The organism is Pseudomonas sp. BRM28 (assembly GCF_002939405.1).
GTDB classification, from domain to species: domain Bacteria; phylum Pseudomonadota; class Gammaproteobacteria; order Pseudomonadales; family Pseudomonadaceae; genus Aquipseudomonas; species Aquipseudomonas palmensis.
Window position 1 is genome coordinate 976703 of sequence record NZ_PEFV01000001.1, and the last position, 15544, is coordinate 992246.

A 15544-nucleotide genomic window follows, 5' to 3' on the forward strand; every position below is an offset into this window, starting at 1 on the left:
TAGCGCCGGCAGGGGCGTTCGTCCAGTGCCGCAACGTGTGCCTTCGCGCCGCCTATACTGGTGGGAGCACTGACTCACGAGGGCTGGGCAATGTTCGCTCTCATGCAAAGCACGCGCACCCACTCACTGCACCTGTGCGTCGACCCGGCCACGGGCCTCAAGGCGGTGATCGCCATTCACAACCAGCGGCTGGGCCCGGCCATGGGCGGTTGTCGCTATCTGCCTTACCCGGACGACGAAACCGCAATGACCGATGCCATTCGCCTGGCCCAGGGCATGAGCTACAAGGCTGCCCTGGCGGGCCTGCCGCTGGGCGGTGGCAAGGCGGTGATCATCCGCAACCCCCATGTGGAAAACCGCGCTGCGCTGTTCGAGGCCTTCGGGCGCTTCGTCGACAGCCTGGAGGGGCGCTACATCACCGCGACCGATAGCGGCACCTCGACCCTGGACATGGACTGCATCGCCCAGAGCACCCGGCACGTCACCAGTACCACCACCGCCGGCGACCCTTCGCCGCATTCGGCCATGGGCGTGTTCGCCGGCATCCGCGCCACGGCGATGGCGCGCCTGGGCACCGACAACCTGGAAGGGTTGCGCGTGGCTGTGCAGGGGTTGGGGAATGTCGGGTTTGCCCTGGCCGAGCAGTTGCATGCGGCGGGGGCGGTACTGCTGGTCAGCGACCATGACCCGGGGCGGGTGCAACTGGCCATGGAGCAGTTGAATGCGCTGCCGGTGGCCAGCGAAGCGCTGGTCAGCACGCCTTGCGACATCTTCGCGCCGTGCGGGCTGGGCCCGGTGCTCAACAGCCAGAGCGTCATGCAGCTGCGCTGTGCCGCGGTGGCCGGCTCGGCTAACAACCAGCTGACCCACCTTCAGGTCGCCGACCAGCTCGAAACCCGCGGCATTCTGTATGCCCCGGACTACATCATCAATTCCGGCGGGCTGATCTACGTGGCGCTGACCCACCAGGGCCAGGACCTTGGCACCATCACCGCGCACCTGGCGCGCATCCCCACGCGGCTGACCGAGGTCTTCGCCCACGCCCAGGCCGAGAAGAGTTCGCCGGCCCGCGTGGCCCAGCAACTGGCCGAGAAGCTGGTGTACAACGCCTGATGCCTACTCGGCGGGCTGCTCGGCAAGCAGCTCGGACAACGCGTCGGGCTGGCTCTTGAAGGCCTTGGCGAACACATCGCGGTTCTTCGCCATGTAGATACCCGCTTCCTCGACCTGCTGTTCGCTCAGCGACGGCACGGCCTTCTGCAGCACCTCGGCGAGCAGTTCGGCCAGCTCGAGCATCTTGTCGTGACGGTCTGCTTCAGCTTTATCCATGAACAAGCGCTCCAGATCGCGGCTGCTGCGGTATACCACTTCGACGGCCATTCATCACCTCACATGCCTTTCGATAATTGATGTGTACGAGTACTGTGTTTTTATACAGGTAAAAGCATAAGGCAAACCACCACGTTTGGGTAGTGGCATTTTTATAGCTCAATTTGCTCGCAATGGTGGGGTGGCGGGTGTCTTGCGGCAATCGGTCGCCTTCTCAAGCTGTGCCGCTGGCCTTTTTACTGCATGCAGGCAAAGCGTCACCTGGGTGGCGCATCCTCCCTTCGTCGTTTCCAAGGAATTCGCATCGTGAACATCAAATGGGCTGAAAAAGTGCGCAAGGGCCTGCATGGCTCGGCGGATTCGCTGGGCAACCTGTGCGTGGAGGCCTTTCATTACCTGGCACTGTTCGGCATCGGTGCCATCACCGCCTATGCGGCGGTGTCGGCATTCATCGAGATGATCGGCAAGGGTGGGGTGAGCGTCGATGACATCCTGCTGCTGTTCATCTACCTGGAGCTGGGGGCGATGGTGGGGATCTACTTCAAGACCAACCACATGCCCATCCGCTTCCTGCTGTACGTGGCGATCACCGCGCTTACGCGCCTGCTGATCGGCGATGTGTCGCACCACAAGGCCCCCGACGTGGGCCTGCTGTATGTGTGCGGCGGGATCCTGCTGCTGTCGTTCTCGATCCTGGTGGTGCGCTACGCCTCGTCGCGCTACCCCTCCACCAAGGCCATCGACGCCAGCGGCAAGGAAATCGAAGAGGCCAAGTAGCCTTGGCTCACGCCCCCGCGCAGCGCTCGCTGGCGGCGCGCAGGCTCGGGGTGCGTGCACCGTCGCGGGTCATGCTGGCCAGAATTTCCATGGCGCTGTGTCCCTGCTCGATGGCAATGCCAAAGCGCACGCTCTCGATCAGGCGCGCCAGGCGCTTGGGGTCATTGCGCTGGGCCGGGCTGATCAGGCGCTTGGCCACCACGCCCTGATCGTCGGACAGGGTCAGCATGATGCTGCCATCGAGCCGCTCGATACTCAGGTTGACCCGGTAGGTGTCGGCAAATGCAGCGTTGATCTGTTGGAAGGGGTTGACCATGGGGCTGTACCTGGCAAAGACATGTTCTGATTGACCGGGCCCTGGCCAGGTTGGTTCAGGTGGCGTTGCGGGGCAGGTGCCGAGTGGTCAATAAAAAAGGCGAGCCGTGGCTCGCCTTCTTTCATTGCCTTGGCTGTCAGGCCTGACGGGCCTGCAGGGCTTGCTCGTTCTCCAGGAATTCTTCCTGCAGCAGGGCATCGGCTGCCGGGGCGGTTGCGACCTTCTGGGTCACGCCACGTTTGCCGCGCAGTTTGCCGAACAGGTGCTCGAGGGAATGCTCGAGTTTGGTCGCGGCGCCTTCGATGGCCTGCTCCAGGCTATCGGCCTTGTGGCTGACGGAAATCGGTTGATGGCCTTTGGGGCGTGCCTCCATCTGGCAGCGCATGTCGTGGGGGCCTGGCTTGTCGCCGTTCTCATCGCGCAGGTGGACTTCGATGCGGGTGAGGTCTTCTTCGTAGCGTTCGAGCGTGCTTTCTACCGTAGTGCGTACCCACTCTTCGAGACGGGCACTGCTTTGGATATGGTTGTCGCTGTTGACTTGGATTTGCATAGTTCAATCCCTTATTCAGCTAGCTCGCAAGAGAACGATGCGGGCCATTGCGGCCTGTGGAAATCATCGCCTCTTGACTACAAGGTCAGGCAGTTGGCAGAACTTTTCAAGTGCTTGAAGAAGAAAAATATTTTGTGGCAATTAAACAGGTGAAAGGTTGTCTGGGGGTGTCCTGAGTCAATGCGCGGCCCTCCGGCAAGGTGCGCTCCTGTAGGAGCCGGCCTTGCCGGCGAAGCAGGCGCTACCGATCAGAAAGCGACCGATGTCTGCAGATAGACCGTCCGTGGCTCACCCACATACTTGCCCTTGTTGTTGTCGTCGAACGAGCGCGTGAAGTACTGGTGGTTGAAGATGTTCTTCACCCCCACCGCCACGTTCAGGTTCGACAGCTGCGGCCCGAAGTCATAGCCGGCGCGGCTGCTGAACAGCATGTAGCCCGGGATGCGCCCGGCCGCGCCGTCTGCGCTTTGGGCCGAGGTGTTGGCGTTGTCGGCGAACTGGCTGCTCTGGTAGGTGCTGTCCAGGTTCAGCTTCCACGGCCCATCGGTGTAACCCAGCCCCAGCGTACCCTTGTGCCTGGAGGAGAACGGCACACGATTGCCCTTGTTCGGCCCATCTTCGCGGATGGTCGCGTCAACGAAGGCATAGCTGGCGTACACATCGAACCCGGCCAGCGCCGGCGTGAGGCCGTCCAGCGCGTACTTCACGCTCGTTTCCAGGCCCTGGTGGCGGGTTTCACCACGGGCGATCACGTCGTCGGTGGTCTGGTTGCTTTCGTACTGGTTGTCGAAATTGATCAGGAACAGCCCGGCCTCGGCCTGCAGGTTGCCGTTGTCGTAGCGCGTGCCCAGCTCCCAGGTGCGGGCCTTCTCGGGCTTCACTTCACCCTGGTTCACGCGGTTGGGCATCTGGCTGTACTGCACGCTGCCGAACGAACCCTCGGTGTTGGCGTAGAGGTTCCAGCTGTCGCTCAGGTGGTACATCACGTTCAGCGCCGGCAACGCGGTGTTGTAGTCGCCCTTGTATTCCAGGCCCTTGAGCTTGTTGCTCTGCTGCGACTTGATCATCTCGTAGCGGATACCCGGGGTGATGGTCCACTGGCCGATGTCGATGCGGTCATCCAGAAACAGCGCATGGGCATCGGTGCCGCCACGGGTGTCGCGGTCGTTGGGGCTGGAGGTGGTCGGCAACTGGCCAGCGCTGACGCTCTCCATGTAGCGCAGCTCGTGCCCGGCCTCGTTGATGTAGCGGTAGCCAAGGCCCACCTCGTGGTGGCTGTCGCCCAGCGCAAAGCCCTGGGTGAAACGGGTTTCGATGCCGCGCACCCAGTACTCGCGCGGCGACAGCGAGATCGACCTGTTCTGCACCAGGTAGCCACTGCGCAGGGTCTTGGTGAAGAAGCTGTTGACGCTGAACTGGCGCTCACCTTCCTTGTAGTCGTAACCGGCGTTGAACATCGTGCGCCGGCCCCAGAACTTGTCCTGCAGGCGGGTCGACTGGTACGGGTCGGCGTCGTAGTCGGCCACGTTGAGGCCGCCGGGCATCTGCGCCTCGCCCTCGTAGTACTGCGCCATTGCATGCAGGCTGTTGGCCTCGTCCAGTTGCAGCTTGCCCTTGAGGATCAGGTCGTCGATCTGCGTGTCGCTGTGCTCGCGCCAGTCGCCACCGCGGGTGCCCGAATACAGGATCGCGCCGCCCAGGCCGTTGTCGGCGGTGCCGCCGGCCAGCAGGTTGGCGCTGCTCTTGAAACCGTCGTGGCTGGAGGAGGGGCTGGTCTGGGTCTGCAGGCCGGCCTTCAGCGTGGGTTCGTCGGGGATCGCGCGGGTCACGAAGTTGACGATGCCGCCCACGTTCTGCGGCCCGTAGCGCACGGCGCCGCCGCCGCGTACCACGTCCACCGCGTCCATGTTGCCCAGGCTGATCGGCGCGAACGACAGCTGTGGCTGGCCATAGGGCGCAAACGGCACCGGAATGCCGTCCATCAGCACCGTTGAGCGCGAGGCCAGGCGCGGGTTGAGCCCGCGAATGCCGAAGTTCAGCGCCATGTCGTGGCTGCCGGTGCCGTTGTTTTCCGGCGCATTCACCCCGGGTATGCGGTTGAGCACTTCCCGTGCGCTGCTGGCGCCGGTGCGTTCGAACTCTTCACGGCGGATCACGTCCCGTGCGCCGGGGTGTTCGAACACGTTGTCCTGGGTGGCTTCACCCAGCCAGTCGCCGACCACGCTGGAGCTGCCCAGCTCCAGCGGCGCGCCGGCGGCCGGGGCCAGCGGTTGCAGGCTGTAGGCGTTGTCGCCTTCGGCGCGGGCCTGCAGGCCGGTGCCTTCAAGCAGCGCGGCCAGGCCCTGTGCAGTGGAATACTCGCCTTCCAGGCCACGGCTTTTCACGCCCTGGGTCACCTGCGAGCCGAACGAGATCAGCACGCCGCTTTCACGCCCGAACTGGTTCAGGGCGTCTTCCAGCGACATCGGGGCGATGTGGTAGGTGCGTGCCTGGGCGGCGTGCAGGGGCGCAACGGCGCCGAAGGTGAGGCTGGCGCCCAGCAGCAGGGCATGGGCGAGGGGGCTTAGGCGAAGCGGCATGCAAAGGGTCCTTGAGAAGGTCGGGGCAAAGGGTTCTGCCTTCTCTGTCACGCGAGATGAAAAAACGGCTCAAGGTTCTGAAAATAATCTCAGGCGCGGGCTTCTACCGTGACCCAGTAGCGGGTGAAGCGCCGCACGCGCACCGGCAGCGACACCTCCAGCAGGTCCAGGATGCGTTCGCTGTCGGCCAGCGGGTAGCTGCCCGACAGCAGCAGGTCGGCCACCGCCGGATCGCACGTGAGCTGGCCGCGACGGTAGCGGGCCAGATCGTCGATGAAGTCCCCCAGGCGCGTATGCGCAGCCACCAGCATGCCGTCGACCCAGGCGCCGGTGTTGGCATCCACCGCATGGGTGGCGCCCCAGCGTGGCCCGTCGAAACGCGCCTGCTGCCCGGCTTCAAGCGCATGCCCGGCAAGCATCGCCCGGCCCTGCAGCACCGCCACCTGGCTGTGGTCGGCCCACTGTCGCACGTTGAAGCGCCCGCTCGACAACTGCAGCAGGCCGTTGCCGGTCACCACGCGCAGGGGGCGGGGGTCGTCGGCCACATTGAGCAGCAGTTCGCCTTCGAGCAGGTGGATCAGCCGCTGTTCGCGGTCCAGGCGCACGTCGGCGGCGCTGGCGGTGTTCAGGTGCAGGTGCGTGCCGTCGTCCAGGCGCATCTGGCGGCGCTGGCCCAGCGGGCTGCGGTAGTCGGCCAGCAGGGGCGGCAGCGGGTTGTGCTGCTGCAGGGCCAGCCCGCAGGCGCCGCCCACCCCGAGCAGCAACAGCGCCTTGAGCGCGCGCCGCCGGCTGGCCGAGCGTGGCGCCTGCAGGGCGGCGTGCGCCAGTGGCGAAGACAGCCCGCGCAGGCGCTGATTGACCCGCTGTATGTGTTCCCAGGCGCGGCGGTGTTCTTCGCTGGCCTGCAGCCAGCGCTCCATGGCCAGTTGCTGGCGGCTGTCGAGGGCACCGCCCTGCAGTTCGATCAGCCAGTGCACCGCCTGTTCTGCCACCTTTGGCGAGAATTCCTGGGCGTTCACAGGGCGAAGTAGCAGCGCATGGCCGCCTTGTTCAGATGGCGCTTCACGGTGGCCAGCGAAATGCCCAGCTGCCGGGCGATGTCGGCGTAGCCCAGGCCGTCGACCTGAGCCATCAGGAAGGCGCGCTTGACCACCACGGGCAGGCCGTCGAGCAGCCGGTCGAGTTCGATCAGGGTTTCCAGAATGATCGCGCGATGTTCTTCGCAAGGCGCCACCGCTTCGGGTAGCTGGGCCAGTGCCTGGTAGTAGGCGCGTTCCAGGTCCTGGCGGCGGTAGTGGTTGAACAGCACGCGCTTGGCCACCGTGGTGAGGAAGGCGCGAGGTTCGTTGAGCGTTGGTGTTTCGCGCGCCTGCAGCAGGCGCATGAAGGTGTCCTGGGCCAGGTCGGCGGCGCTGTGCGGGCAGCCCAGGCGCTGTCGCAGCCAGCCGGTGAGCCAGTTGTGATGGGCGCTGTAGAGGCCTTCGAGCGAAGCAGGGGCGGGCTGGGCACTGGGCACCGTGACAACTCCGGCGCCGGGGGATGCGCAAAAGAATAAGAATTGTTCGCATTGTAGGATTTGACGCCACAGGCTTCAAGCCACCCGCTGCAAGCGGCCATACCACCGATCTGCTTCTTCAGGGCCGTTTGAAGCGGTGTCTTTGCATCTGCGAATATTAATCATTAATATTACGCCCCTCCTCACACTGGACCCGCTGTCATGAAAAGCAAAGCCGCCGGGCTGCCCTTCAGTTATCGCCTGGCCGTGACCTCGCGCAGCCTCGCGGCGCTGCTCGGCGGTTACCTGCTGGCGGCCATGGCCAGCGTGTGCATCACCCTGTTGCTGCCCATGCCCAAGGCCGACGCGGTCGTCACCGGCATGATGCTGTCGTTTCTGTTCTACCTGGTGGCGATCCTCTGGTGCTTCGCCTGTCGCAGCGCCTGGCATGCCTGGCTCGGGGTGCTGCTGCCCGGCGCCGCGCTGGCCGCCATCAACGGCCTGGCCTACTGGATGCAAACCCCATGAAAGAAGGCTTTCGCCAGGCCATGGCCTGGCTGCACACCTGGGCCGGGCTGATCTTCGGCTGGCTGCTGTTCGCGATCTTCCTCACCGGCACGCTGTCGTACTTCAAGAGCGAAATCAGCCACTGGACCCAGCCGGAGATCCCGTACCGCACCCTCGACACCACCGCCAGCCTGAGCCTGGCGCAGCGCTACCTGCAAACCAACGCCGCCGATGCCGGCAGCTGGTTCATCCAGTTGCCCGAAGCACGCGACCCGACCCTGCGCGTGGGCTGGCGTGCACCCGGCGCCGGCCGGCGCGATTTCAACGAAAAGATCCTCGACCCCGCCACCGGCAATCAACTGCACCCGCGCGACAGCAGCGGCGGCGAGTTCTTCTACCGCTTCCACTTCCAGTTGCAGATGCCCTACCCGTGGGGCCGCTGGCTGTCGACCTTCTGCGCGCTGATGATGCTGGTGGGGCTGGTCACCGGCATCATCACCCACAAGAAGATCTTCAAGGAGTTCTTCACCTTCCGCCCCGGCAAGGGCCAGCGTTCCTGGCTCGACGGCCACAACGCGATCGGCGTGCTGGTGCTGCCGTTCCACCTGATGATCAGCTACAGCAGCCTGGTGATCTTCATGGCCATGGTGATGCCGGCCAGCATCAGCACGATGTATGGCGACAACCTCCAGGCCTATTACAACGAGCTGTTTTCGCGCGACGAGCCGGTCAAGCCGGCGGGCACCCCGGCACCGCTGGTGCCGTTGGCGCAGCTGTATGCCCAGGCGCGCCAGCAGGCGCCCGGCAGCGAGATCAGCTGGGTCGAGGTGCAGAACCCCGGCGACCTCAACGCACGGGTGCGCCTGGTGCGTGCCAGCAACGAGGGCATCGCCCAGAACCGCGGCGCCGGCTGGCTGTTCGACGGCGTGCAGGGCACCCCGCTCAAGGCCCCGGGCGAGCAGAGCACACCGTTGGTGATTGCCGCCGGTATGTACGGCCTGCACATGGGCCACTTCGCCGGCCCGACGCTGCGCTGGCTGTACTTCGTGTTCGGCCTGGCCGGCACTGCCGTGATCGGCACGGGGCTGGTGATGTGGCTGGGCAAGCGCCAGCTCAAGCACGCCAAGAGCGGCACCCAGCCCTTCGAGCTGCGTCTGGTCGAGGTGCTCAACATCGCCAGCATGAGCGGGCTGATCCTCGCCGTGGCGGCGTTCTTCTGGGCCAACCGCCTGTTGCCGGTGGCCCTTGAAGGACGTGCCGATCTTGAGGTCGACAGCTTCTTTGCCGTCTGGGGCCTGGCCCTGCTGCACGCACTGTTGCGCTCCGGGCGCCGCGCCTGGGGCGAGCAACTGCTGCTGGGCGCGGTACTGTTCGCCGCCTTACCGGTGCTCAACGCCCTGACCACCGGCACCGGCCTGCTGCCTGCGATCGCCCAGGGCGACTGGATGATTGCCGGGTTCGACTTCACGGCGCTGGGCTGTGGCCTGCTGCTGGCCTGGATGGCGCGCAAGATGCTGCGCCCGCAGGTGTTGGCGCCCAAGCGCGCGGCACGCACGCCCAGGGCCGCACCGCTGATCGAAAGCGAGGTGCAGTGATGCTGGCCATCGCATTGTTCGGTTTTGCCGCAGTGGCGGCGTTGTGCCTGGCCATGGAGCGCCATTACACCGACCTGCTGGGGCACAAGCCCACGCCCCGCCGCCTGCGTGGCCTGCGCATGGGCGGCTGGTTGCTGATCGCCGTGGCACTGGGGCTGGCGGTGCGTCACAGCGGCTGGGCCATGGGCCTGGTGGAGCTGAGCGCGGTAGTGATGGGCGGCTTGTGCGCGTGGGTGTTCGTCCTTCCCTACGCCCCGCGCCTGCTGCTGGGCCTGGCCGCGGCCAGCCTGGTGCTGGCGCCGCTGGCACTGCTGGCGCCGTACTGAAACGATGAGCGAGCCGCTCGACAGCCACGACGACGCCCCGGGCCGCGCACGTTTCGTGCAGGTGTTCGTGGCCCAGCGTGCGCGCATGGAGCGCCTGGTCAGCCGCCGCGTGGGCTGTCGGGCCACCGCCGCCGACCTGGTGCAGGAACTGTTCCTGCGCTTCTGGCGTCGCCCGCAGGTCGAGGTCGAGGCGCTGGACACCTACCTGCTGCGCTGCGCCGGCAATATCGCCATCGACCACCTGCGCAGCCAAGGCGCCCGCGAGCGGGTCAACGACAGCCTGCTGGCGCCGCATCAAGACAACCATGCCAGCGAGCCCGAGGCCGCGCTGGAGGCCGACAGCGACCTGCGTCGGATCGAGGCTGCCCTGCGCGAGCTGCCCGAGCGCACCCGCCAGATCTTCCTGCTCAACCGTATCCATGGCCGCACCTATGCCGACATTGCGCGGGCCATGGGCCTGTCCCAAAGCGCCGTGGAAAAACATATGATGCGTGCCCTCGAGGCCTGCAAGGCGAGTATCGCCGCCGAGCCTGCCGTGCCCCGCAAGCCAGGGAATGCCCCGCGATGAACGCTCCAGCCCCACCTACCGCCGAACAGCAGCAGGCCGCGCTCGCCTGGCTCGGCCAGATCAACCAGCAGCCCGCGCGTGCCGAGGGCGCCGCGTTCAAGCGCTGGTTGCTGGCCGACCCTGCGCACCCGCAGGCCTGGCGCCAGGCCCAGGCGCTGTGGCAGCAGACCGCCGCGCCTGCAGCACGCCTGGCCGCCGAAGACGCCCCGGCACTGGAGGCCTACCTGCGCGCGATGGACCGGCCTCGGCGCCGTTGGCCGGCCCGTGTGGCCGGGTTGGCACTGGCTGCCAGCGTGGTGCTGGGCGTGGCGATGGGGGCGGGCTGGCACCCGGCCAACTGGGTCGATGACCTGGGCGCCGATTACGTGGCCGCGGTGGGCGAGCTCAAGGCCGTGACCCTGGCCGACCAGTCGCACCTGCTGCTGGATGCCGACAGCGCCATCGACGTGGACTTCAGCGGTGGGCAGCGTCGCGTGCAGGTGCGGCGCGGCGCGGTGTTCTTCGAGGTGACGCATACCGGTGCGCCGTTCACCGTACAGGCCGATGGCGGCGAGGTGCGGGTGATGGGTACCCGGTTCGAGGTGCGTCGCCAGCCCCAGGGCACCACCGTTACCGTGCTGTCGGGCAAGGTCGGGGTCACGCCGGCGCCGGGGCAGGCGCAGCAGGTGCTCACGGCCGGCCAGCAGGTGGAGTACGCCCAGGGCCTGGCCGGTGCAGTGCAGGGCGTGGACAGCGAGAACCGCCTGGCCTGGCGCCAGGGCTGGCTCAACTACTACCAGGCGCCGCTGGCGCAGGTGGTCGACGACCTGGCGCGGCATTACCCCGGGCGCATCGTGCTGCTGGACGACGCCCTGGCGGCGCGCAAGGTCAGCGGCAGCTTCCCCGCCGCCGACCCGCTGGCGGCGCTGGACGCCCTGGGGGCGGTGGCCGGCTTCCAGCGCAAGACCCTGCTCGGGCGGGTCACGCTGCTGCGCTGAAAAATATTTTCACGGCCCGGTGAGGTAAGTACGTGCGGCAACCGTGTAGTGATTGAAAGTGCGATTCATTCGCATGAAACAGGTTCACTCACAGGTCGACGGCATGAAGTTCAGGGCAAAATCATCGTTGGTGCGTTGCGTTTCAATCGGGCTTGGGGCGGCAGCGTGGCTGCCGCTGGGGGCGGGCGTGAGCCAGGCGGTGGCGGCGCAGCAGGTCGAGCAGGTGTACCGCTTTGCCCAGCCCAGCAAACCCTTGCCCCAGGCGCTCAACGACTTCAGCCGGGTCACCGGGTTGAGCGTGGTCTACACCGTCGAGCTGCCCGGCCTTGCCGCGCCGGCCCTGACGGGCACGTTCAGTGCCGAGCAGGCCCTGCAGCGCCTGCTGGGCAACAGCGGCTTCACCTACCGCCGCGTGAATGCGCGCACCCTCACCGTCGAACCGCTGGCCCAGGCCGGTGCACTCAACCTCGAGCCCACCACGGTCTCGTCCCAGCAGGACAGCGTCGGCAGCTACCAGCCGCCGGCCACCAGCGCGATCATGCGCAGCCAGGTGCCGAACCTGGAGATCCCCCAGGCCATCAACGTGGTGCCGGCCCAGGTGCTCGCCGACCAGGCGCCGCGCAACCTCGACGATGCGCTGAGCAACGTCAGCGGCATCACCCAGGGCAACAACTTCGGCGCCACCGCCGACACCGTGATGAAGCGCGGCTTCGGCGACAACCGCGACGGCTCGATCATGCGTGACGGCATGCCGCTGGTGCAGGGGCGCAGCCTCAATGCCAGCACCGAGCGGGTCGAAGTGCTCAAGGGCCCGGCCTCGCTGCTGTACGGCATCCAGGACCCGGGCGGGGTGATCAACGTGGTCAGCAAGCGCCCGCAACTGCAGCGCTACAACGCCGTGAACCTGCGCGGCTCCAGCTATGGCAGCGGCAAGAACGGCAGCGGCGGCGGGCTCGACAGTACCGGCGCGCTGGGCGACAGCAACTTCGCCTACCGCCTGGTGCTCGACCACGAGGACGAAGACTACTGGCGCAACTTCGGCACCCACCGCGAGACGCTGGTGGCGCCGTCGCTGGCCTGGTTCGGCGAAGACACCCAGGTGCAACTGGCCTATGAGCACCGCGAGTTCCTGTACCCGTTCGACCGCGGCACGGCCATCGACCCGCGCACCAACCACCCGCTGAACATCCCCAGCACACGTCGGCTGGACGAGCCCTTCAACAACATGGAAGGGCGCTCGGACCTGTACCGCCTGGAGGTCGACCATCAGCTTGCCGATGACTGGAAACTCCACTTCGGCTACAGCTTCAACCGCGAAACCTACGATGCCAGCCAGGTGCGCGTCACTGCGGTTGACCCTGCCAAGGGCACCCTCACGCGCAACCTGGACGGCACCCGTGGCGCCCTGAGCAGCGACCGCTTCGCCACCGTCAGCCTGGACGGCAAGCTGCAACTGGCAGGCATGCAGCACGACGTGCTGGTGGGGGTGGATGACGAGTACCGCAAGGTGTTTCGTGCCGACCTGATTCGCGGCGCCCGCAACACCTTCGATTACCTGAACCCGGTGTACGGCCAGGTCCAGCCCGGCACCGCCGTGCGCGACAGCGACAGCGACCAGACCGACAAGCTGCGCAGCAACTCGTTGTTCTTCCAGGACTCGATCCACCTCGACGAGCACTGGATTCTGGTGGCCGGTGCGCGCTATCAGCAGTTCGACCAGTACGCCGGTCGCGGCCGGCCGTTCAAGGCCAACACCGACAACAGCGGCCAGGCCTGGGTGCCGCGTGCGGGGCTGGTGTACAAGGTCGACGACACGCTGTCGTTCTATGGCAGCTACACCGAGTCGTTCAAGCCCAACTCCAGCATCGCGCCGATGACCGGTGGCCTGGTGCTGGATTCCTCGATTGCCCCCGAAGAGGGCAAGTCGTGGGAGCTGGGCGCCAAGCTCGACCTGCCGGGGGCGATCACCGGCAGCGTGGCGTTGTTCGACATCACCAAGCAGAACGTGCTGGTGGCCAATTTCGACACGGCCACCGGCGATACCCTGTACAGCAGCGCCGGCGAAGTGAAGTCGCGCGGCCTGGAGATGGACCTCACCGGGCAGGTGAGCGAGCGCTGGAGCCTGATCGGCAGCTATGCCTTCACCGACGCCCAAGTGTCCCAGGACCCCAAGCTCAAGGGCAACCGCCTGCAGAACGTGGCGCGGCATACCGGGTCGCTGTCGGCGGTGTATGACGTGGGCAGCCTGTTCGGTGGTGATCGCCTGCGGGTCGGCGCCGGGGCGCGCTATGTGGGCGAGCGGGCCGGCAACGCGGAGAACGATTTCGACCTGCCGGCGTACACCGTGGCGGATGCGTTCGCCAGTTATGAAACCCGGCTGGATGAGCACAAGGTGCGCTTTCAGCTGAACGTGAAGAACCTGTTCGACAAGACCTACTACAGCTCGGCGGTGAACCGCTACTTCGTGGCAGTGGGGGATGCGCGGCAGGTGAGCCTGTCGAGCACCCTGGAGTTCTGAGAGCACAGGAAGAACACCCGCCGTGAGGGCGGTGGGGGCCCTGTGGGATCGGGCTTGACCCGCGATCAGCGGCGCATGGCCAACCGGTAATCCCCCGGCGTGGCCCCCACCACCTGCCTGAAGCGATTGCTGAAATGGCTGGCACTGGCAAACCCGCACGCCAATGCCACCTCGCCCAACGCCCCGTCGCCACAGCGCAGCAACTGGCGTGCCCGGGCCAGGCGCCGCGCCAGCAGGTATTGGTGCGGCGGCAGGCCGAAGCTTGCGCGGAACATCCGTGCAAAGTGGTAGTGCGACAGGTTGCACAGCAACGCCAGCTCACCCAGGCTGATCGCCTGCTCCAGGTGCGCCTCGATGTAGTCGGCCAGGTGCCGGCGCTGATGCGTCGCCAACCCGCCCTTCAGGCGCAGCCCCCGACGCAGCCCCACCTGGTTGAGCACGGCATGGTCGAGAATCTCGTGGGCCAGGCTGCTGGTCAGCAGGCGCTCGCCGGGCTCGTCCCAGTTCAGCTCGATCAGCCGGCCAAAGCGCAGCGCCTGCTCCGGGTCGTCTATGAAGGTCGCTTCGTGCAGTTGCACCTCGCGCGGTTCGCGGTCCAGCAGGCGGGTACAGGCCAGGGCGAACTGCGACTGGCTGATGTACAGGTGCGCCAGGCGGATGCTGCCATTGATCACCCAGTTCGAGGCGTGCTCGGCCGGCAGGATGCACAGCTTGCCGGGCCCGCCCTTGGCGGCGGGGCGATCCCGGCGAAAGGTGCCGGTGCCGCCGGCGATATAGCACGACAGCGTGTGGTGGCTGGGCGCTTCGTAGTCGCGGGCGTCGTGGCGGTTGTTCCACAGGGCTGCGACCAGCTCGTCGCCGAGCTGCGCACTGTGTTCCAGGCGGGCATTGGGCGAGGCGTGCATGGCTTGAAAGACTTGCAACTGGTCCAGCGGCGTCATGGGGTCTACCTCTGTCGGCCATCCTACTCGCGGCCACCGGGCCTGACAGCCCCGCCCAGCAAAAAACCGCAAGTTTGTGCAAGCGCACGGGCGGCCCGCGCCGGACACTGCAGGCTGTCGTGAGGAGTGCATGCCATGAACCTGTCGTTGTACCTGCTGACCGTGCTGATCTGGGGCACCACCTGGATCGCCCTGAAACTGCAACTGGGGGTGGTGGCCATCCCGGTGTCCATCGTCTATCGCTTTGCCCTGGCGGCGCTGGTGCTGTTTGCCGTGCTGTTGATCGGGCGGCGCTTGCAGGTGATGAACCGGCGCGGGCACCTGATCTGCCTGGCCCAGGGGCTGTGCCTGTTCTGCGTGAACTTCATGTGCTTTCTGACGGCCAGCCAGTGGATCCCCAGCGGCCTGATCGCGGTGGTGTTCTCCACCGCCACGCTGTGGAACGCACTCAATGCGCGGGTGTTCTTCGGGCAGCAGGTGGCGACCAACGTGCTGGCGGGTGGGGCGCTGGGGCTGGGCGGGTTGGGGCTGCTGTTCTGGCCGGAGCTGGCCGGGCATGCGGCCAGCCGCGAAACCCTGATCGGCCTGGGCCTGGCGTTGCTGGGTACGCTGTGTTTCTCGGCGGGCAACATGCTCTCGAGCCTGCAGCAGAAGGCCGGCTTGCGGCCGATGGCCACCAATGCCTGGGGCATGCTCTACGGGGCCGGAATGCTGGCGCTGTACTGCGTGGTCAGCGGTATTCCGTTCGCGATGGAATGGAATGTGCGGTATGTGGGGTCGCTGCTGTACCTGGTGATCCCGGGGTCGGTGATCGGCTTTACCGCGTACCTGACGCTGGTGGGGCGCATGGGGCCGGAGCGTGCGGCGTACTGCACGGTGCTGTTCCCGCTGGTGGCGCTGAACGTGTCGGCGTTCTACGAGGGGTACCAGTGGACAGCGCCGGCGCTGGGCGGGCTGGTGCTGGTGATGCTGGGCAATGTGCTGGTGTTCAGGAAGGGGCGGATGGTGACGCCTTCGCCGGCAAGGCCGGCGCCTACCAGGGCCGCGTAACCCTTGCAGGAGCCCG

General features: G+C 66.4%; 16 protein-coding genes. 9 read left to right on the forward strand and 7 right to left on the reverse strand.

From position 1 onward, the window contains the following. Positions 1-90: 90 nt before the first annotated feature. On the forward strand, positions 91-1113 hold the full coding sequence (locus CR917_RS04660) for a Glu/Leu/Phe/Val dehydrogenase dimerization domain-containing protein (RefSeq protein ID WP_104571954.1): 1023 nt from the start codon (positions 91-93) through the stop codon (positions 1111-1113). Positions 1114-1116: 3 nt separating this feature from the next. Here the strand turns inward: CR917_RS04660 and CR917_RS04665 are convergent, their stop codons facing one another. Continuing rightward, on the reverse strand, positions 1117-1380 hold the full coding sequence (locus CR917_RS04665) for a YebG family protein (protein WP_043860413.1): 264 nt from the start codon (positions 1378-1380) through the stop codon (positions 1117-1119). A 255-nt stretch (positions 1381-1635) separates the two neighbouring features. On the opposite strand from CR917_RS04665, the gene CR917_RS04670 reads away from it, so the two are divergent. Then, on the forward strand, positions 1636-2106 hold the full coding sequence (locus CR917_RS04670; protein WP_043860412.1) for a phosphate-starvation-inducible protein PsiE: 471 nt from the start codon (positions 1636-1638) through the stop codon (positions 2104-2106). A 7-nt stretch (positions 2107-2113) separates the two neighbouring features. Here the strand turns inward: CR917_RS04670 and CR917_RS04675 are convergent, their stop codons facing one another. The 5 genes from CR917_RS04675 to CR917_RS04695 form a co-directional block, all read right to left on the reverse strand. Then, positions 2114-2422, reverse strand: a complete 309-nt coding sequence (locus CR917_RS04675; protein WP_104571955.1) for a DUF3509 domain-containing protein — start codon at positions 2420-2422, stop codon at positions 2114-2116. Positions 2423-2558: 136 nt separating this feature from the next. Continuing rightward, positions 2559-2972 (reverse strand): HPF/RaiA family ribosome-associated protein, encoded by a 414-nt coding sequence (locus CR917_RS04680; protein WP_043860410.1) that lies wholly within the window; start codon positions 2970-2972, stop codon positions 2559-2561. A 248-nt stretch (positions 2973-3220) separates the two neighbouring features. Next, positions 3221-5551, reverse strand: coding sequence for a TonB-dependent Fe(3+) dicitrate receptor FecA (fecA, locus tag CR917_RS04685; protein ID WP_054914875.1), 2331 nt, complete (start codon positions 5549-5551; stop codon positions 3221-3223). 89 nt (positions 5552-5640) lie between these two features. Beyond that, positions 5641-6570, reverse strand: coding sequence for a FecR domain-containing protein (locus tag CR917_RS04690; protein WP_058540849.1), 930 nt, complete (start codon positions 6568-6570; stop codon positions 5641-5643). Further along, positions 6567-7067 carry a sigma-70 family RNA polymerase sigma factor gene (locus CR917_RS04695; protein WP_054914873.1) on the reverse strand — a complete coding sequence of 167 codons (501 nt, stop codon included), beginning with the start codon at positions 7065-7067 and terminating at the stop codon, positions 6567-6569. Before CR917_RS04695 ends, CR917_RS04690 begins: the two co-directional genes overlap by 4 nt. A 201-nt stretch (positions 7068-7268) precedes the next feature. Between CR917_RS04695 and CR917_RS04700 the strand changes: the two genes are divergently transcribed. The 6 genes from CR917_RS04700 (at position 7269) to CR917_RS04725 (ending at position 13537) form a co-directional block, all read left to right on the forward strand. Then, on the forward strand, positions 7269-7574 hold the full coding sequence (locus tag CR917_RS04700; RefSeq protein ID WP_043859706.1) for a DUF3649 domain-containing protein: 306 nt from the start codon (positions 7269-7271) through the stop codon (positions 7572-7574). Further along, on the forward strand, positions 7571-9148 hold the full coding sequence (locus CR917_RS04705) for a PepSY domain-containing protein (RefSeq protein WP_104571956.1): 1578 nt from the start codon (positions 7571-7573) through the stop codon (positions 9146-9148). The genes CR917_RS04700 and CR917_RS04705 overlap by 4 nt, the downstream gene beginning before the upstream one ends. Next, positions 9148-9474 (forward strand): DUF3325 domain-containing protein, encoded by a 327-nt coding sequence (locus CR917_RS04710; protein WP_043859708.1) that lies wholly within the window; start codon positions 9148-9150, stop codon positions 9472-9474. Before CR917_RS04705 ends, CR917_RS04710 begins: the two co-directional genes overlap by 1 nt. A gap of 4 nt (positions 9475-9478) precedes the next feature. Further along, positions 9479-10042 carry an RNA polymerase sigma factor gene (locus tag CR917_RS04715; RefSeq protein WP_088515556.1) on the forward strand — a complete coding sequence of 188 codons (564 nt, stop codon included), beginning with the start codon at positions 9479-9481 and terminating at the stop codon, positions 10040-10042. Then, the gene (locus CR917_RS04720) at positions 10039-11019 is read left to right on the forward strand and encodes a FecR domain-containing protein (protein WP_043859710.1); all 981 of its coding nucleotides are present in this window, start codon (positions 10039-10041) and stop codon (positions 11017-11019) included. The genes CR917_RS04715 and CR917_RS04720 overlap by 4 nt, the downstream gene beginning before the upstream one ends. 103 nt (positions 11020-11122) lie before the next feature. Next, a complete protein-coding gene (locus CR917_RS04725; RefSeq protein WP_104571957.1) occupies positions 11123-13537 on the forward strand; it encodes a TonB-dependent receptor in 2415 nt (804 codons plus the stop codon). A gap of 65 nt (positions 13538-13602) precedes the next feature. On the opposite strand, the gene CR917_RS04730 is transcribed toward CR917_RS04725, so the two are convergent. Next, a complete protein-coding gene (locus CR917_RS04730; protein ID WP_104571958.1) occupies positions 13603-14478 on the reverse strand; it encodes an AraC family transcriptional regulator in 876 nt (291 codons plus the stop codon). A 135-nt stretch (positions 14479-14613) separates the two neighbouring features. Here CR917_RS04730 and CR917_RS04735 point away from each other — a divergent pair, with 135 nt between their 5' ends. After that, positions 14614-15528: a DMT family transporter gene (locus CR917_RS04735; protein WP_104571959.1), complete on the forward strand. Its 915-nt coding sequence runs from the start codon at positions 14614-14616 to the stop codon at positions 15526-15528. The last annotated feature ends 16 nt before the right edge of the window (positions 15529-15544 follow it).